At 55.0% G+C, this 17602-nt stretch carries 23 protein-coding genes; 6 read left to right on the top strand and 17 right to left on the bottom strand.

Annotated elements, in window-relative coordinates:
- The 3 genes from Q1B27_RS09225 to rimP are packed head-to-tail and all read right to left on the bottom strand — an operon-like array spanning position 1 to position 2851.
- A complete protein-coding gene (locus tag Q1B27_RS09225) occupies positions 1-624 on the bottom strand; it encodes an RNA-binding protein (protein WP_299846671.1) in 624 nt (207 codons plus the stop codon).
- A 24-nt stretch (positions 625-648) separates the two neighbouring features.
- Complete coding sequence (gene nusA / locus Q1B27_RS09220; RefSeq protein ID WP_299846669.1) at positions 649-2271, bottom strand: transcription termination factor NusA; 1623 nt, start codon at positions 2269-2271, stop codon at positions 649-651.
- 4 nt (positions 2272-2275) lie between these two features.
- Positions 2276-2851, bottom strand: coding sequence for a ribosome maturation factor RimP (rimP, locus tag Q1B27_RS09215; RefSeq protein WP_299846667.1), 576 nt, complete (start codon positions 2849-2851; stop codon positions 2276-2278).
- Positions 2852-3054: 203 nt separating this feature from the next.
- Here rimP and Q1B27_RS09210 point away from each other — a divergent pair, with 203 nt between their 5' ends.
- Positions 3055-3450: a nuclear transport factor 2 family protein gene (locus Q1B27_RS09210; RefSeq protein WP_299846665.1), complete on the top strand. Its 396-nt coding sequence runs from the start codon at positions 3055-3057 to the stop codon at positions 3448-3450.
- A gap of 21 nt (positions 3451-3471) precedes the next feature.
- Here Q1B27_RS09210 and Q1B27_RS09205 read toward each other — a convergent pair whose 3' ends face one another.
- On the bottom strand, positions 3472-3684 hold the full coding sequence (locus Q1B27_RS09205; protein ID WP_299846663.1) for a hypothetical protein: 213 nt from the start codon (positions 3682-3684) through the stop codon (positions 3472-3474).
- On the opposite strand from Q1B27_RS09205, the gene Q1B27_RS09200 reads away from it, so the two are divergent.
- Positions 3676-4365, top strand: coding sequence for a hypothetical protein (locus Q1B27_RS09200; RefSeq protein ID WP_299846661.1), 690 nt, complete (start codon positions 3676-3678; stop codon positions 4363-4365). The genes Q1B27_RS09205 and Q1B27_RS09200 overlap by 9 nt on opposite strands.
- A 148-nt stretch (positions 4366-4513) precedes the next feature.
- Here the strand turns inward: Q1B27_RS09200 and Q1B27_RS09195 are convergent, their stop codons facing one another.
- Together Q1B27_RS09195 and pip are read right to left on the bottom strand one after the other, a co-directional pair.
- Positions 4514-5140: a CDGSH iron-sulfur domain-containing protein gene (locus Q1B27_RS09195; protein WP_299846659.1), complete on the bottom strand. Its 627-nt coding sequence runs from the start codon at positions 5138-5140 to the stop codon at positions 4514-4516.
- Between the two features lie 152 nt (positions 5141-5292).
- On the bottom strand, positions 5293-6270 hold the full coding sequence (gene pip, locus Q1B27_RS09190; protein WP_299846656.1) for a prolyl aminopeptidase: 978 nt from the start codon (positions 6268-6270) through the stop codon (positions 5293-5295).
- Positions 6271-6319: 49 nt separating this feature from the next.
- On the opposite strand from pip, the gene ubiG reads away from it, so the two are divergent.
- Entirely contained in the window at positions 6320-7075 is a 756-nt protein-coding gene (gene ubiG / locus Q1B27_RS09185) for a bifunctional 2-polyprenyl-6-hydroxyphenol methylase/3-demethylubiquinol 3-O-methyltransferase UbiG (RefSeq protein ID WP_299846654.1), read from the top strand.
- 9 nt (positions 7076-7084) lie between these two features.
- Here the strand turns inward: ubiG and Q1B27_RS09180 are convergent, their stop codons facing one another.
- Genes Q1B27_RS09180 through Q1B27_RS09165 form a run of 4 tightly spaced genes read right to left on the bottom strand, consistent with a single transcriptional unit; the run spans position 7085 to position 9391 of the window.
- On the bottom strand, positions 7085-7531 hold the full coding sequence (locus Q1B27_RS09180; protein ID WP_299846652.1) for a MarR family winged helix-turn-helix transcriptional regulator: 447 nt from the start codon (positions 7529-7531) through the stop codon (positions 7085-7087).
- Positions 7532-8362, bottom strand: a complete 831-nt coding sequence (locus Q1B27_RS09175) for a carbon-nitrogen hydrolase family protein (RefSeq protein WP_299846650.1) — start codon at positions 8360-8362, stop codon at positions 7532-7534.
- A 5-nt stretch (positions 8363-8367) separates the two neighbouring features.
- A complete protein-coding gene (gene grxC / locus Q1B27_RS09170) occupies positions 8368-8625 on the bottom strand; it encodes a glutaredoxin 3 (RefSeq protein ID WP_299846648.1) in 258 nt (85 codons plus the stop codon).
- A 37-nt stretch (positions 8626-8662) separates the two neighbouring features.
- Positions 8663-9391, bottom strand: a complete 729-nt coding sequence (locus tag Q1B27_RS09165) for a ComF family protein (RefSeq protein WP_299846646.1) — start codon at positions 9389-9391, stop codon at positions 8663-8665.
- 18 nt (positions 9392-9409) lie between these two features.
- Here Q1B27_RS09165 and Q1B27_RS09160 point away from each other — a divergent pair, with 18 nt between their 5' ends.
- Entirely contained in the window at positions 9410-10228 is an 819-nt protein-coding gene (locus tag Q1B27_RS09160) for an SAM-dependent methyltransferase (RefSeq protein WP_299846644.1), read from the top strand.
- A 59-nt stretch (positions 10229-10287) separates the two neighbouring features.
- The gene (gene hemH / locus Q1B27_RS09155) at positions 10288-11340 is read left to right on the top strand and encodes a ferrochelatase (RefSeq protein WP_299846642.1); all 1053 of its coding nucleotides are present in this window, start codon (positions 10288-10290) and stop codon (positions 11338-11340) included.
- 73 nt (positions 11341-11413) lie between these two features.
- On the opposite strand, the gene Q1B27_RS09150 is transcribed toward hemH, so the two are convergent.
- On the bottom strand, positions 11414-11602 hold the full coding sequence (locus Q1B27_RS09150; RefSeq protein WP_299846640.1) for a hypothetical protein: 189 nt from the start codon (positions 11600-11602) through the stop codon (positions 11414-11416).
- A 143-nt stretch (positions 11603-11745) separates the two neighbouring features.
- Entirely contained in the window at positions 11746-12345 is a 600-nt protein-coding gene (locus Q1B27_RS09145) for a L,D-transpeptidase (RefSeq protein ID WP_299846638.1), read from the bottom strand.
- A 171-nt stretch (positions 12346-12516) separates the two neighbouring features.
- Here Q1B27_RS09145 and Q1B27_RS09140 point away from each other — a divergent pair, with 171 nt between their 5' ends.
- Positions 12517-13026 carry a CAP domain-containing protein gene (locus tag Q1B27_RS09140; protein ID WP_299846635.1) on the top strand — a complete coding sequence of 170 codons (510 nt, stop codon included), beginning with the start codon at positions 12517-12519 and terminating at the stop codon, positions 13024-13026.
- Between the two features lie 14 nt (positions 13027-13040).
- On the opposite strand, the gene Q1B27_RS09135 is transcribed toward Q1B27_RS09140, so the two are convergent.
- The 5 genes from Q1B27_RS09135 to Q1B27_RS09115 form a co-directional block, all read right to left on the bottom strand.
- On the bottom strand, positions 13041-13541 hold the full coding sequence (locus Q1B27_RS09135) for a L,D-transpeptidase family protein (protein ID WP_299846633.1): 501 nt from the start codon (positions 13539-13541) through the stop codon (positions 13041-13043).
- A 77-nt stretch (positions 13542-13618) separates the two neighbouring features.
- Positions 13619-14842: a class I SAM-dependent RNA methyltransferase gene (locus tag Q1B27_RS09130; RefSeq protein ID WP_299846631.1), complete on the bottom strand. Its 1224-nt coding sequence runs from the start codon at positions 14840-14842 to the stop codon at positions 13619-13621.
- Entirely contained in the window at positions 14839-15990 is a 1152-nt protein-coding gene (locus tag Q1B27_RS09125; protein WP_299846629.1) for a CCA tRNA nucleotidyltransferase, read from the bottom strand. Before Q1B27_RS09125 ends, Q1B27_RS09130 begins: the two co-directional genes overlap by 4 nt.
- The gene (locus Q1B27_RS09120) at positions 15987-16562 is read right to left on the bottom strand and encodes a CoA pyrophosphatase (RefSeq protein ID WP_299846853.1); all 576 of its coding nucleotides are present in this window, start codon (positions 16560-16562) and stop codon (positions 15987-15989) included. The genes Q1B27_RS09125 and Q1B27_RS09120 overlap by 4 nt, the downstream gene beginning before the upstream one ends.
- Positions 16563-16578: 16 nt before the next feature.
- Positions 16579-17574: an Hsp33 family molecular chaperone HslO gene (locus Q1B27_RS09115; protein WP_299846627.1), complete on the bottom strand. Its 996-nt coding sequence runs from the start codon at positions 17572-17574 to the stop codon at positions 16579-16581.
- Positions 17575-17602 lie beyond the last annotated feature (28 nt).

Genomic DNA, 17602 nt, shown 5'->3' with positions numbered 1-17602 from the left:
CTACTTTCCTTTCCGGTGACCCTTGTCACCGTCCGAGACGCGAAGGCCTTTTAACCTTGCCGCCTCCTCTACAACACGTTTGGACAAACCACCAGCACCCAGTGCCGCATGCACCGCTGTTTGTCGGCCAAAGGCCTGGCCCAGCTCTGCCGCTGTCAGCCAGCCTATGAAACTGCCGCCATGGGGCGTGCTCAGTTTCGATTTCCCCCGCTCCGAGCCATCGCTGGCCTGGATCAATACCTCGGCCTCGTCCTTAGTCAACCAATCCTTGACCCGCTCATATCCTGTTGTAGCCCGGCCCCCCTTACGGGCAAGGCTGATCAACTCGATCACACGGCGCGCCAGCATGCTTTCCAGCAGGTCGGCCAGAGCGTCAGGCACGGTCACCGGTTGCTTGGTCGCACGGGCAAACAGGCCCTTCTTGGCAGCCTTATCCACCGCCGCGCGATCCGCGGACAGCCAGATGCCCCGACCCGGCAGTTTTCCCGCCAAATCCGGCGCGATCTGCCCATCCGGTCCCACGGCAAAGCGGATGAGGCCATGCTTTGGCTGCACCTCACCCGTGGCAATGCACTTGCGCTCAGGACCATCCGTCCGATCTTTGGGTTGCCCGCCGCGACCCATCAGGTGCCTCCGAGGCCTGATAAATCAGGCCTCAGCCTCCTGTTCTTCGCCAATCTCACCATCTTCTTCGGCCTCGTCAGCCTCTAGATCGGCAGGATCGACCCAACCCAGCATGATACGGGCGGTCATCACCATGTTCTGCGCTTCCTCCAGCGAGACATCATATGGTTCCAGAATACCGTCATCTTTGACCCGCTCACCGTCATTGGTGGTCCAGCCTCCGGCAAGTTCCCAGTCGGCGCAGGTTGCAAAGTCTTCCAGCGATTTCACGCCATCTTCGGCCAATGCCTGAATCATCTGGGGTGTCAGGCCCTCGAATTCAACCAGGCTGTCCTCGACACCCAGCTCGCGCGCCTTGTCCAATGCGGCCTTCGCCTGCGCGTCCAGCACATCGCGCGCCCGTGCCTGTAATTCCTTGGCGGTGTCTTCGTCAACGCCGTCGATCACCAGCAGTTCGTCCAGCTCGACATAGGCGACCTCTTCAAGGTTGGTGAACCCTTCCGAAACCAGAAGCTGCGCAAAGAACTCGTCCAGATCCAGCGTATCCATAAAGAGCTTGGTGCGCTCTTCGAACTCACGCTGACGACGTTCCGAATCCTCGGCCTCGGTCATGATGTCGATATCCAGACTGGTCAGCTGACTGGCCAGACGCACGTTCTGACCACGGCGACCGATTGCCAGCGAAAGCTGCTCCTCGGGCACGACAACCTCGATCCGTTCGGCCTCTTCGTCCAGAACCACCTTCGAAACCTCGGCAGGCTGCAGCGCGTTCACCAGGAAGGTCGGCTGATCTTCGTTCCACGGGATGATGTCGATCTTTTCGCCCTGAAGCTCGTTCACCACGGCCTGCACCCGGCTGCCGCGCATACCCACACAGGCACCCACCGGGTCAATCGAGCTGTCATAGCTGATCACGGCGATCTTCGCGCGCGAACCCGGATCACGGGCCACCGCCTTAATCTCGATGATGCCATCATAAATCTCGGGCACTTCCATCTTGAACAGCTCCGCCATGAATTCCGGTGCAGTGCGGCTCAGGAAAATCTGCGGGCCACGGGCCTCGCGGCGCACATCCTTGATGTAACAGCGGATACGGTCGTTCGGGCGATACGATTCGCGACCGATCTTTTCGTTCCGGCGCAGAATCGCCTCGCCCCGTCCCACATCGACGATGACGTTGCCATATTCCTCGCGCTTGACCTGACCGTTGATGATCGTGCCGGCGCGGTCCTTGAATTCCTCGAACTGACGATCACGCTCGGCTTCGCGCACCTTCTGCAGGATCACCTGCTTGGCCGACTGCGCGGCGATCCGGCCCATATCCACCGGTGGTACTTCCTCGATGAGCTGGTCACCGACCTTGGGGTCTTCCAGATACTGTTTCGCCTGTTCGACAGTGAATTCCGACTGATAATTCTCAAGCTCCTCGTCCTCGACAACAGTCCGAACCCGGGTAAAGGTCGCTTTGCCGGTCTTGCGGTCGATGCTGACACGGATATCCATTTCGGCGCCGTAGCGCGACTTGGCCGCCCGGGCGAGGCTTTCTTCCATCGCTTCGATCACCAGCACAGGGTCGATCATCTTTTCGCGGGCCACGGCCTCGGCGGTTTGCAGCAGTTCCAGCTGGTTGGCAGATGTGATTGCCATTCTCTCAGTCCTCCTCAGAGCCGGTTTCGGTCTCTATATCGTCAAATTCGTCTTCGTTCAGTGTGCCCGCCGCCTTGCGCTGACGCAGCATTTCCTTGATCAACTCGTCGGTCAGCACCAGCTTGGCATCGGCCAGCCAGTCAAACTCCAGCCCGATCGTGCCTTCCTCGACATTGATCAGCACTTCGCTGCCCTCAACACCCGCCAACATACCCTTGAAGCGTTTCCGCCCGTCGATCAGATCGGCGGTCTCGATCTTGGCCTCATAACCCTCGAACGCCTCGAAATCCTTGAGCCGCGTCAGCGGCCGGTCGATCCCGGGCGATGACACTTCCAGCGTATAGGCCTCGGTGATCGGGTCTTCGACATCCAGCACCGCGCTGACGGCCGTGCTGATCTGGGCACAGTCATCCACTTCGATGCCGCCCTCGGGCCGCTCAGCCATGATCTGCAAAATATGCGACTTGCCGCCCATCAAACGCACGCGCACCAGCTCAAACCCCATATCTTCGATGACAGGGATGATGATCTCGGCCATCCGGCGGTCAATCGCTGCTTTTGCAATCAGATCGTTGGTCATGGGTTCCAAGCACAAAAAAACGGGCGCGCGGCCCGTCACACTTTCCGGTGGAGCCTGTCGGTGTGGACCCGCAAGCGCCGCTGTTGAGATGCATATACGCCCGGTACTCTGAGTCTGCAAGGCTTGTCTTTGGTTATCGTCGACTTGACTTGTAAGAATCCGATCACTCTAGTCGAAAATGAAAGAAACCGTGGGGGAAATCGGTGCCAACACCAGACGCAATACAAGATTTGATCACCAAACATATCGACGCTTGGTGCGCCAAATCTCCGGAAGGGGTTGCCGCCTCTTACTCCGATGATGCTGTGTTCAGCATCAACCGGGGCGACCCGATGATCGGTCACGCCGATATCGGTGAAATGGTCAAAGGCTTTTGCGATGAATTCCCCGACTTGGTCCTGCGCTTTGATCACAGTTTCATCGCCGGAGATCACGCTGTCTATGTCTGGACCTTCACCGGCACTCACGCCGAATCCGGCAAGAAAGTCGCGTTTCAGGGTTGGGAAGAATGGGATCTGGATGAGAACCTCAAGGTCAAATCCTCACTGGGTTGGTTCGACGCTGATTACTACGAACGACAACTTCGCGAAGATATCTGATCCTGTCATCCCTCAACCGGCTCAAAACAGACCAAGATAGATGACAATTCGGGCAAAGCCGCCCGTCGGCCTTGCAGCAATTTCAAACTGCAAACACATTCTAATTTCGGGGCCGGCGAATACGTCATTCAGCGCGCCATTTTTCGCCGTAAAGACTCGCTTGCGCCGCTGTGCTACCATCGGTTGAAAAACAAGTAATTCTTTTAAAAAGGCATTAGGGGACGAATGCTGCAAGATCTGACCAGTATCCAGATTTACGCCATCATGGCGCTTGGGGCCGTTTTTTCGCTGGTAGGCCTCTGGTTTATCTTTCGACCGCCATTGGTTGATGGCTTAACGAAAATCGAAATATTCGGACTGAAATTCAACGCATCCTCGATCGGATTGGTTGTCTTCCTTGTCGGCGCTGCTTTCCTCACGGTACCGATTTTCGTGCCTGTCCGTCACGAAGCTGCACAAAATGTTCCGAACCCAGCACCTGACGAAATTCAAGCTGAGACCAAAGAAGAACCGGGCACCAACAGCACAGGCGGTTCCGCCGCTCCACCCCGACCAACTGCTGACGGGAAAGAAGCAGAACCCAACGACAGTTGGGAGCAGGCCAATGTAATAGAAGTCGGTGGCGCAATTTCGGGTATCGTTACGCAATCATCAGACGACTGGTACTATATCCCGTTGGATTCAGCGCAGCAAACGTTGAACGTAAAGATCCGGAGCCGTTCAAATAATTACTCCTGCAAGATAAATGCCTTCCATGCCAATGAAGCAGGCATCGGTTTTCTCGATCCCTTTTTCCCAGAAGAAAACAGCGTCAAAACCTGGGGGCTGCGTTTAGATGGCCAGGAGGGATTGGTTGTCCAGCTGATTAGCCCCGTCTATAGCTGCTCCTATGACCTTTTTGTCGAATATGGCTGAAAGCATCGGGATCACGCCGGTCTGAAAATCCGGGGCGGCATCAACCTGCCCGGTTGCATCATTTACAGTTCAGCACCACGAACATCGCTGCAAACATAAGCAGCGCATTTTTGGATAAGGCTGCCACAGGCCAGACGCTGAATATCAATCAGTCGTCCCGCCATCCCTTGTCCCGATGCGACCCGTCGCAATAGGGTTTGTTCCCACTCAGCCCGCAGCGGCACAGCACATATTTTTTCGATGACATGCCCTCGCCCTGCACACTCACCGGTGATTTGACATTTTGGATCCAATAGGGCCCGTTCTTTTCGATCACCACGTTGCAGCGGTCCGCCAGATGATGCTCAAGCGCGCCATCAGCATGTTTCAGCGCCAGCGCCCCGGATGGGCAGGCGGCCACGACAGCCTCAACCTCAGCAACGGTCCCGTTGTCGGGCTGCACCCAGGGTTTCTGTTCCGGGTTGAAAATGTTGCTGGCCAAACGTCCGCACTCTGCTGCATGCGAACAGATCATCGGGTTATATGTCACGGTTGCGTTGGCACCCACATAGGTCAGCAGCTTGTCCTTGCCCGCGGGTTCGCCACCCCGGCTCTCAAAACCGGCTTCCTTGTGGCTGCCATCGCAGAAGGGTTTGTTCTTGGACTGACCACAGCGGCACAGCGCCATCACCTCCTTGGTTTCGACCTCTGCGCCATCCGGTCCAACCATGCGGGCAATTCCCTTGGCCACCAGCGGCCCGTTTTCACGTTCTTCGATTTCCGGTGTATCTGTCATCGAATCGCTCCCTGTTTTGTTTAAGAGTAGCGCGAAGAACCGTTCTGCCCGTCCAAAATTTCAAGACAACGGCCAACCGACAGCGGCACCGACGTTATACCGACAAAATACCGACGTTATACCGACAGGGTTTTTTGGCCTGATTCGGGGGGTTAACGCTGGCGCGCCAACCGGTCCATCACGCCTACAAGCTCAGCACTGATCCCCGGCTCGGACAAGGCATGCCCCGCCACTGGAATCATCCGCAAATCCGCATTTGTCCCCCAGGCTTTGGCCAGCCTGTACGCGGTGCGGGGCGGGCAGATCATGTCAAACCGCCCTTGCACGATCGTGCCCGGAATATGCGATATCTTACCCATCTGATCCAAAATTTGGCCATCGTACTCAAGAAATCCGGCATGGGTGAAATAGTGATTTTCCAGCCTCGCAAAGGCCCTCGCATACTCCGCCGGGCTGTCACCACTCGACCCGGTGGAATGCACGGTCGCAACCGCGTTTTCCCAGGCAGACCAAGCTTTGGCATAGACCGTCTGCGCCGTAGCATCCTCCGAGAACAAGCGTTTGTGGTAAGCCGCGATCATGTCGCCCCGCTCATCCTCGGGGATAAGCTCTTGAAAACGCTCCCAGGTCTCAGGCCAGAATTGCCCGGCAGCCCCGCCATAGAACCACGCCAGCTCAGCCTGGGTCATCATGAAGACACCCCGAAGCACCAATTGCGCCACCCGTTCAGGATGGGCCTGTGCGTAGATCAACGCCAGCGTCGCACCCCAGCTTCCACCAAAAACGATCCAGTTCTCAATGCCAAAGCTCTGGCGGATGCGCTCGATATCCGCAACCAGATGCCAGGTTGTATTCGCTTCGACACTGGCATGGGGCTTTGACCGGCCACAGCCGCGCTGATCAAACAAAACGATGCGATAAACCTTGGGGTCAAAATAGCGCCTCATCGCCGGGCTGCACCCGCCCCCCGGACCGCCATGCAAAACGACCACCGGCAAGCCTTCGCGATTGCCGGATTGCTCGACATAAACCTTGTGTCCATCGCCCACATCCATCATTTGCCGGTCAAAGGGTTCAACCGGTGGATACAAATACTGGACTGCGCTCTTTTGGCCTGAGAATTTATCCATGACCGTCCTATATAATGGGCAATACCATCAAGAGCATATGGAGAGCAGAATGCAAGCCGCTCACACAACGATTGATCCCGCCGAAGTTGCCAAATTCGAGGCGATGGCCGCGGAATGGTGGGATCCGAACGGCAAATTCAAACCGCTGCACATGCTCAACCCATGCAGGTTGGACTATATCACAAATCAGATTGCCGCCGAGTTTGATCGCGATCTGTCCCAACCGAGCCCATTCAAAGGTCTGCGCGTTCTCGATATCGGTTGCGGAGGTGGTTTACTAAGTGAGCCGATGGCACGTTTGGGAGCTGAGGTCGTCGGCGCTGATGCGGCTGAACGCAATATTCCCGTGGCACAACTTCATGCGGAACAAAGCGGGCTGGAGATTGATTATCGCCATACAACAGCCGAAGCGATGGCCGATTCTGGCGAGCAGTTCGACGCGGTACTGAATATGGAAGTTGTCGAACATGTCGCCGATCCGCTGGCCTATCTGACGGCTTGCCGACAACTCTTGCGCCCAGGTGGCATTCACCTTTGTTCGACCATCAATCGTAACGCAAAAAGCTTTGCCATGGCCATTGTTGGCGCGGAATATGTGATGCGCTGGTTGCCGAAGGGCACCCATGAATGGCACAAGTTTATTACCCCGGATGAGCTTTACGAATTGCTGAAAAAGGCAGGTTTGGAACCGGTCGACCGCAAGGGTTTTGTCTTCAATCCAGTGCTTTGGTCTTGGTCTCTCTCGCCGCGCGATCTGAGCGTCAACTATGTGACAACCAGCGTAAAACCAGCGGCATCTGCCTAACCTCGGTCTTTAGTCCTTGGATTCCAGGCGACCCCGTAATTCGCGCATCACCGGTAGCGTGGCGCGTACCTTGTCCTCGCCCAGGTCTGCGACCATCTCTGATATCATCGGTGCAATTGCGCTGATCGCGGCCTCACGCGCAGTGCGTCCCGCCGGGCTGATCGCGACCATTTTCCGACGTGCGTCATCCCAATCAGGTCGAATGTGAACATAGCCCGCAAGTTCAAGCTTGCTGAGCGTATTGGTCATCGCACCGCGCGTGACGTGAAAGTTTTTCGCCAGTTGCGCAGGGCTGCGTTCATCATTCAAATGCGCCAAATGGTTCAAGACCGAAAAATGAGACACCTCCATCCCTTTGGGCAGCACACGTGTCAGGCGGTTTCTGATTAACTGGTCGTTGGTCAAAATCTCGCTGAACAGGGCGACCGCCAAGGAATTTCTGGTTTCGTCATTCATTCAAGGGCTGCCAAAATCGGTTCCATGTATCAGCGAAGGGATACGCTCTCGCGCTTTTGCCACCTCGGAGGGGTCCAGATCAACGATAATGATCCCGGGCTCCGTTCCGGCGTCTTCAATAACACGTCCCCAAGGGTCTATTGCGATTGAATGACCGTATGTTTCGCGCGCGCGACCGACCTGTGCCGAATGCAAGCCTGTCTGCGCGGGTGCAAGGATGTAACACCCATTTTCAATGGCGCGGGCGCGCAACAGTACCTCCCAATGCGCGGCACCGGTGACCGGCGAAAACGCCGATGGAACCGTAATCACATCTGCTCCAGCCTGAGCCAAACCCCTGTAAACATGTGGAAACCGCAGATCGTAGCAAATCGTCATTCCCAAGCTGACATCGGCGACCTTGGTTAAAACACTGCATTCGCCCGGTCTATACCCCGCCGATTCGCGATAGGTTTCGGTTTCGGAAACCTGCACATCGAACATATGGATCTTGTCATAGCGCGCCTTGATGTCACCCTCGGACGAAATAAGGAACGACCGGTTGCAAAACCGGCCATCGTTATCATCGGTCTTGAGCGCCAGCGATCCGATCAGCAACCAGATGCTAAGATCAGCAGCTTGCTCGCGCAAAGATTGAAGCGTAATGTCCTGATCTTCGGTCTGCAAAACGCTCGCCTGATGCGTACGACTTGCAGAAACGCAGTTGGTTACTTCCGGCGTCAAAACAAAATTCGCGCCTTGCCGCGCGGCATTACCAATCAAAGCGCGTGTCTGAGGCAGGTTCGATTTCGGGTTATCACTGCTATTGAGTTGGACAAGCGCCGTCTTCATGCCGCTCACGCAGCCAGCAGCGAATCCAGTTTGCCCGCCCGCTCAAGCGCATAAAGGTCGTCGCAGCCACCGACATGGATATCACCGACAAAAATCTGCGGCACGGTGCGCCCACCATTGGCGCGTTTGATCATCTCGGGCTTGCGGGCCGGGTTTGACCAGACATTGATTTCAGAAAAATTGACACCCTTGTCTTTCAATAGGCGTTTGGCGGCATGGCAAAAGCCGCACATGGGCGATGTATAGATTTCGACCGGTTTCATCAGATGCACATCCTGTCATATGGTGTTGACCGGGAACTTAAGTGTCCTTTGCGACTCGCGCCAGAGTTAGAATACACACATCTTTGGCACCGGCTGAAACACATGCCTGGGTCGCGGCCGAAAGCGTTGCGCCTGAGGTCATGACGTCATCCAGCAACAGAACCTTGCGACCGGCAATTTTGTGGCCTCGCTTCGGATGGATTTTGATCGACTCAGCAAGTGTTGCAAAACGCTCTTCTCGGCCCAAACCTTCCAGCGACCGGGTGCGTTTTGGTCTGATCAGGAGGTCTGGACAGTGATCCAGGCCAGTTTCCTGAGAGAGAGCCTTCACCAGTAAGGCCGATTGATTGTAGCGTCGCTTAAGCATGCGCATCCAATGCAACGGGACAGGTGCTATCAACATATCTTCAGACAATAGCGGTGCTGCTGCCCGCGCCAACCACAGCGCGGCGGGGCGAACCACATCGTGGCGATCACCGTGTTTTAAAGCCAATACAAGTTTGCGACCGTTATCCCGATAGACCAATGCCGCACGACCGCGGCTCCAGGGGCGCGCTGTTTTCAGGCAATCGTCGCAAACCTCATCGGTGCCATAATCCTGTCCGGGTAACGGGACACCACAGATGTCGCAACAAAGACCCGAAATAAAAGGCGTGTCGCGCCAACAGGGCCCACATAGGCCAAAGTCACTTTCGACATGTGTGCCGCATAAGGTACAGCGCGGTGGATAAATAAGGTGCAAGGCTGTTTGAAACCCGGCTGCCATCGCTCTAATGTCTCCGCCATGAATACCCTGACCGATCGCGCGGCCCTGATCCGCAATCGCCGCCGTGCGAACCGCACTGGTCAACCTGCGCTTTTTTTGCACGAGGCTGCCCGTGATGAGATCAAGCATCGCCTCGAACTGGTTAATAAAACCTTTAGCGATATCGCCGTTGTCAGTGGATTTCCTGAATTCTGGCAAAACACCTTTACAGAGGCACTTTGCGTTTCAGACGATGCTACCCTTGAATTGGCGCCTCAAGCCCATGATCTGGTGATCCATACCATGTGTCTGCATTGGGCGGATGATCCTGTGGGTCAGATGATTCAAGTGCGTCGCGCACTTCAGGCTGATGGCCTCTTTCTCGCTGTGATGTTCGGCGGTGAAACCTTGCATGAATTACGCGCCGCCCTCGCGCAGGCGGAATCGGATCTTTTTGGGGGTCTGTCTCCACGGGTGGCTCCGATGGCCGAAATCCGCGATCTGGGTGCATTACTACAAAGGGCAGGGTTCGCACTGCCCGTGGCCGACAGTTTGCCCACGAAAGTCAGCTATACTTCCCCACATCACCTGATGCGTGATTTGCAGGCAATGGGCGAAAACAATGCCCTCGCGAGCCGTCTGAGACATGGAACACAAAAACGATTGTTCGATCGAGCCTGTGATATCTACAGGGACAGGTTTGGCGACGACCAGAATCGCATCACCGCCACATTTGATCTGATTTTCCTGACCGGATGGGCACCCGACGCCAGCCAACCTCAACCATTACGCCCAGGATCAGCCTCGTCCCGATTGGCGGACGCACTTGGAGCCACGGAAACACCGCTAAAAGATTGACGGCAAAGCCCCTTCCGCTATGTCCAACCCGAAATCTGTGAAATAGGGACTGATCTTAGATGTCAGACGCATATCAACCTCAGAGCGCACCGGACGATCACCCCAGCATCAAAACCGCGAAGACCGGTGTATTGCTGGCCAATCTGGGCACGCCGGACAACACCGATTACTGGTCGATGCGGCGCTATCTGAATGAATTCCTGTCAGATCAACGTGTCATCGACTATCCGAAATGGAAATGGCAACCGCTGCTTCAACTGATCATTCTGTCCAAGCGACCATTCAGCAGTGGTGCAGCCTACAAATCTATCTGGAACGAGGAAAAGGGCGAAAGCCCTTTGATGACAATCACCCGCGATCAGACCGAGAAAATGGCTGCGGCCATGCAAGAACGCTTCGGCGATCAGGTGATGGTGGATTTCTGCATGCGTTATGGCAATCCTTCGACCAAATCCAAAGTGCGCCAGATGGTCGACGCCGGATGCACCCGTATCCTGTTTTTTCCGCTCTACCCGCATTACGCAGGAGCAACATCAGCCACGGCAAACGATCAGTTCTTTCGTGCGTTGATGGACGAAACGTGGCAGCCGACCGCGCGAGTCGTCGAACCTTATTTCGAAAATCCTCAATATATTGACTCGCTCGCCACTTCGGTCGAGGAGGCCTATGCCGATATCGTCAAGCGTCCTGATATCTTGGTTGTTTCCTATCACGGAATGCCAAAACGGTATCTGATGCAAGGCGATCCGTATCATTGCCAATGTCAGAAAACCACGCGGTTGCTAAAAGAACGGCTGGGATGGGATGACACGCAGATTACCACGACATTCCAATCGGTCTTTGGACCCGAGGAATGGCTGAAGCCCTACACTGTTGAAGAGGTCGCACGGCTGGCGCGGGAAGAGGACAAGAAAAAAATTGCCGTGATTGCACCCGCTTTTTCAGCTGATTGCATCGAAACGCTGGAAGAGATCAACGAAGAGATTCGCGAAAGCTTTGAAGAGGCCGGAGGCGAGGAATTTACCTATATTCCATGTCTGAATGACAGCGATTCTCACATCCACGCGCTGTCCTCGATTGTCGCGACCAACTTGCAAGGCTGGGTGGACTAAGCTTCGCGTACATCCTGAAACGAAAAAAGGCAGTGGAAAACCACTGCCTTTTTCTATTCTGTTTGCCAGACGATTAGTCTGCGGCAACCACGGCTGCTACGATTGCGAGCAGAAGCAGCGGAACCCAGATGCCAACGGCGGACGAGCTTGCTGCTGTTTCTTCAACAACAACAGGAGCTTCCATCATTGGCTCTTCCATGGAACCAGCGAATGCGGTCGATGCGGCGGCTGTGAATGCGGCTGCAAGAGCGAGTTTTTTCATTGTATCCTCCAGATATCTTCCTGACACCGTTCAAATACGGTTCAGGTACCGTAAAACTTACCTCGTGGCGGCTTCTAAACAGGAAAGTTACGCAAATGCCAATGCATCTTGGGGACAGTTTGCCAGAAAACCTCGCATTTTCGTCAAATTAGCAACACTTGTGTGCCGACTTTGGCCATTCCGAAAAGCTCAGCAATATGTTCGTTGTATAAGCCGATGCATCCATTCGACGATCTACGCCCAATTTTGCGCGTATCATGCGTGCCGTGGATTCGGTAATAGGTCCAGCTCAGATAAAGCGCGTGCGTCCCAAGCGGATTGTCGGGGCCCGGTCCGACAAATTCGGGCCAGTCTGGATTCCGCTTCAACATCGAAGGTGTCGGACGCCAGCTTGGGCCTTCGACCTTGCGCACCACTTTGGTGCGTCCCCGGCGTGTCAGCTCTTCGGACAGCGGAACGCTGGAGGGATAAAGGTTGTATTGTCCTGCTTCGGTCCAGTAGTGCAGCGCGCGTGAAGAGATATCGACCAGGATCGCGCCATTGTTCAGGTTCGAGAAATAGGGCTGCCAATCCAATGAACGGAAGCTAGAGATGTTGCGGCGCACCGCTTCGGTGATTTCCTGCTCCATCTCGACGGTGCCTGCACCATCAAGACTCTGCGCGATCAGGGGCGTCCCGATGACTGATGCGGTTCCCGCCATAAAGGCGCGCCTGCTTAGGTCTTTCCCAAACTTGGTGGACATTTTCGATCTCCAGATTTCCGAAAGGCGTATGACTAGCGCGAAACATATGGCGTGAATGCCTCAGTCGCAAATCAAACATCTGTTAATCAGCAAAGTTACGCGAACTTGGTTTGAACTGCAACGCAGCACGAGATAAGGCTGTCGAACGAAAACAATCGGGTGACTGACATCATGGCGCGTATTCTTGTTTTGCTTCTGTCCGCAACAATGCTTCTGTCGGCTTGTGCAACACCGCCATCTCAGGTTGGCCCGGACGGCAAACCACTACCCAAGGTATATCGTATCCGTGCCGGTGATACTGCCGAAATACAGTTCCGCATGCTTGATTCCGTCAACTCGCTCCGACAGGCCGCTGGTCGTTCACCTGTTCAGCTTAATGCAAAACTCAATGCCGCAGCTGCGACCCATGCCAGGGATATGTCGATCCAGAACCGCCCCTGGCACTTCGGGTCTGACGGATCTTCTCCGATCGACCGTGTCGCCCGCGTGGGATACCCCGGTCAACTCGTCGGTGAAAACATCTCGGAGACATTCGAGACCGAACTGGAAACCCTTGCCGCCTGGATGGACGAGCCAAATACACGCGTTGTCATCCTTGCCCCTGATGCACGCGACATGGGCTTTTCCTGGCTACAAGAGAAAAACGGCAAGATTTGGTGGACGCTGGTGATGGGCAAATAAGCCCACCCCAAATTTTACGGCCGAACCGTAATCAGCGTGCCGTCCTTTACCATCGCGTAGATATCTTCCATCTCGCCGTTCTCGACCGAAATGCAGCCCGCCGTCCAATCCGGTCCTGTCCCCGACTTCTTATTGGGCTGGCCGTGGATGAAAATATCCCCACCGGGACTTTTACCTACGGCTTGCGCTTTGGCGATATCGCGGATGTTGGGATAGGAGAGGCCGATAGAAAGGTGGAAGTCGCTATTCGGGTTTCGACGGTCAATCCGGTATGTGCCTTCTGGTGTCTTACCATCGCCTTCGAACTGCTTATGGCCTTTTGGCGCAAATCCAAGTTCGATATCGTATGATTTCAGCACCGTACCATTGTGCAGCAGGAACATCCTGCGGTCACCCTTGTGGACAATCACATGCGTGACCTCGGGACCGTCATATTTTTTGAATTTTGAACTGCTGCTACACGCCGACAGCCCTGCAACAAGCACGACAAGCGCCAGATATTTCACTATCCGCATTTTTTTATCACCAAGTATTACTGCTCATGGCTTTAATACGCCAGATTAGGCCGTTTCGGATAGACCTAAATCGAAAATCACTTAGTTTTGAATGTAAATTCCGCCACCAACTCAACATGAGTTGACCAGCGAAATTGATCGACGACTCGCACCGGACCAAGCTCATAGCCTTGCGCAACAAGGCTGCTGGCATCGCGCGCAAAGCTTGTTGGGTTGCAGGATACATATGCAATGGTCGGAATGGCTGCGTGACACAGTTCAGCCGTCTGCGCTTGGGCGCCGGCACGCGGTGGATCAATCACAACCGCATCAAACCGTTCCAATTCGTCAGGCATAAGTGGTCTGCGAAACAGGTCTCTGACCTCATGCGTGACAGGTTTCAAAGTTGGCGTTTTTCGCCACCCGGCATCCAACGCGGCGATCATCTCAGCCTCACCTTCCACTGCGTGCACTTCTGCGTTTTGCGCCAGATGCAATGAGAACGTCCCGCATCCAGCAAAAAGATCGCCAATGCGCCTGGCTCCACGAGTGATTTTTTCAACCTCAGCCAGCAAAGCTGCCTGCCCTTCAGTAGTCGCCTGCAAAAAAGAACCAGGCGGCGGCTGCACCTGTGACTTTCCAAAAAGCTGTTCCGGCACGTGGCGCGTGACAATAATTTCGTCATCCCACGCCAAACGTGCCAATCCATGCGTATCGGCCAATGCAGCTAGCTCAATCCGCAGTTGGCGATCCAAGGGTTTACCATTCGAAACCGCAAGATCAAGACCGTTCAACGAAAGCGTCGACGCAACATTTATGCCGTTCTTCCGACTTGCGCCAACCATCGCCAAAGCCTGCGCAACAGGGAGTGCTGTCATTAAATCTGGATGCAATAATTGGCAATCGGGAACTTCAATAATCACATCCGATACCTTGGCGTGAAATCCGGCCATGGCACCTTTCTTGGTGCGGCGCGCTGCAAAAGTTGCACGTCGACGCGAACGCTGGGGTGATGTGCTGATCGGCAGAAACTCGGCCTCCAGCCCATGTGCAGCCAGGGCTGAAGCCACAATTTCCACTTTCCAGTCGGCCAAAAAGCGATCTGATGCGTGTTGCAACTGACACCCACCACAAGATCGAAAATGACGGCAGGGTGCTGCGACGCGATCCGGCGACGGTTTTTCGACCTTAATATTGTTAAGGCGATTGCCATCCAGATCTCCGGTCACAACTTCGCCCGGCAACGTCATCGGCGCATAGACCGGTCCATCGGCGATGCCATCACCCTGTTGACCCAGCCTGACAATCGTGTGGCGGCTCATGTGTTTAACAACTCATTCTTTGTGAGGCTGAAACCTGAGTCGATCCAACGTTGCTCAAGCTCCCTCAGGCGCACCCCCAATGCCGGACCTGTATAGTCAGCCATAAGGTCTTGCGCCTTAATCGGATAGATGGATGCGGCGCCTGTTTTCAAGTCCTCTCGAATTGCCTGGTCAAGCTGCTGTTCCAAAAAGGCCGCCCGCAGCAGCAGGATATCCAAACCCGTTTCAATGCCAAACCTATACCCTAATTCCAGCGCCTTTTTGGAACTCTGAACCTCGGATCGTAGTATTTGCAATCGACGTGCCTGCGACTTACTCATACGCAAAAGCTCAATGGGGTTTTCGCCACCTAGGCACATAAGGCGTCGCAGCGGATCTGGTTTCACCGCAAAAAGACTCTCAATATGCACAAGCGGTGCAAGGTATTTATCATCGGTCCCAGGTAACACTGCCCGCAAAACTCCAGTTGCACGCATTGCTGCGACAGAAGGTGCGGGATCCGGTGCGGACAGTAGCTTCAATGTCTCGGCGCCAATGCGTTCTCGTGACAGCCCGCTCAGCCCATCCAGATGTTCAGCGGCAGCAGCCAACCCTTCCGCATCCAGACCGCCATGCGGATCACCATACCAGGCATGAAAGCGAAAGAACCGCAGAATGCGCAGGTAATCTTCGCGGATACGCTGACCTGCGTCGTCGATAAAACGCACATATCTGGCTCGCAGGTCATCAATTCCACCCAGCGGATCAACCACCATCCCATTCGCCGTGGCGTAGAGCGCATTCATGGTGAAATCACGGCGTTCTGCATCCTCGATAACATCACTGGAAAAAGCCACCGTCGCATGACGGCCATGCGTTTCAACATCCTTACGAAAGGTCGTGATCTCATGAGGGGTATGGTCTGCAACAACAGTAACAGTGCCATGCTCAAGCCCTGTTGGTACCGGCTTGAATCCTGCTTTTTTGGACAGCAAAATCACTGTTTCCGGTCGCGCATCAGTGGCAATATCAATATCACCGACGGGTTCATTCATCAGCGCGTTACGCACACATCCGCCAACGAACAGCGCCTGAAATCCGGCATCCGTCAACATGGCACAGACCGCCTGTGTCCCCTGTTTATCAAGCCAGTCGCCGGTAACCTTCATGATTCATCTGCCGCGTCGGCCAACGCACACAATATGCGCGCTGTAGCGCCCCAGATGTAATACGGTCCAAAGGGCACAGTGTAATAGTGCCTGCGCGACCCGCGCCAGCGCCGAGATTGAACCAAATAGCGTGACCGGTCCATTACATGTGAAAGCGGTACCGAGAATACTTCGTCCACTTCCCCGGCTTCTGGCTTTGGTGCAAAAGGTTCCAGTACCTGTGCAACAATCGGCGTCACGACAAAGCCAGTCACCGTTTCATGCGAGGGCATCTGACCCAGAACCCGAACGTTCGTCGGCTCCAACCCGATCTCTTCCGATGCTTCTCGCAAGGCGGTCTGGGTGATATCCTTATCGCTTGCGTCCTGCTTGCCACCCGGAAAAGCGATTTGACCGGGATGGTGTTTCAACGCCGAAGAGCGTTTCGTCAAATAGACCTCTGCCCCGGTATCATTGCACAGGATCGGCACCAAAACACCGGCGAGACGCAGTTTGCGGCCAGCAGGCAAAACTACATCTGGATTCAAGTCAAAATCGGAAGACGCCGCACTGGGATTTGCCAGCGCGGCCATCACCGTTGAAAGACACTCAGCCACTGTCACCAGAATTGCCTTCAGCCTCGAATCCGAGTGTTTTCGGATCAAGGACGTAATGCGCGCCACAGAACTGACAATCGGCGGTCACCGTGCCCTCTTCTGTTGTCATCTTTTCGATGTCTCGCGCTGAGTAGATCGACAGGCTGTTGCGCACACGTTCTTCGGTACAAGAGCAGCCAAACCGTACGGATTGCGAATCAAACACCCGCGGTGTTTCCTCATGAAACAGGCGCACCAGCAAGTCGGTCGGCGCAACCGATGGTCCGATAAGCTCCAATTCTTCAACTGTGTCCAAAAGGGTGTTTACCCGCGTCCAGTTTTCAAGCTCTTCACCCTCGACAATATCCTGCGCACCCAGCAACCCGCCTTCACCCGAACCACCACCCTGAGCAAACGGCGAGGCCTTGGGCATATGTTGCAGCATTACCCCACCGGCACGCCAATGCTCTGACCCACCCGCTTCGGTGGATTTTCCAAAACTCAGTGAAAACCGCGTCGGCAATTGTTCGGATTGCGCAAAATAGGCTTCTGCACAATCGCTGAGGCCGTCGCCTGCAATTGGTGTAATGCCTTGATATGGCTCTGTTCCTTCGCCTTGATCAATCAACACGGCAAAATAGCCGTCGCCCACCTGATCAAAAGGTGCGCTGTCCGTCAGGCGATCCCGGTCAAAACTAGCATAGGCGCGAATACGTGCTGCCCGGCCTTCTGAATCCGGCCCGTAATAATCGGTGGCGATCATCCGGACCGGCCCTTTTGATTGCACTTGCAATGAGAGTTTCCAACGCAGTTTGATCGTCTGACCAATTAGCGCCGTCAATAGTGCCATTTCCGCCACCAGGGCCTCGACCACGGGTGGATAATCGTGCTGTTTCAGGATCCCATCCAACACCCCATCCAGACGCGCAACGCGACCGCGAATATCTGATTGATCAAGCTGGAACGGCAGGATGGTGTCGTCCCAGGCGATTTTCTGTCCGAGTGTCATGGGGTTTCCTTATGCGCCTGATATTGGC

Origin of the sequence: uncultured Roseovarius sp., assembly GCF_947489715.1 — a bacterium.
Taxonomy (GTDB): Bacteria; Pseudomonadota; Alphaproteobacteria; order Rhodobacterales; family Rhodobacteraceae; genus Roseovarius.
Note: the sequence above shows the minus strand (reverse complement) of the source record. Positions and strands in the feature narration are given on the sequence as shown.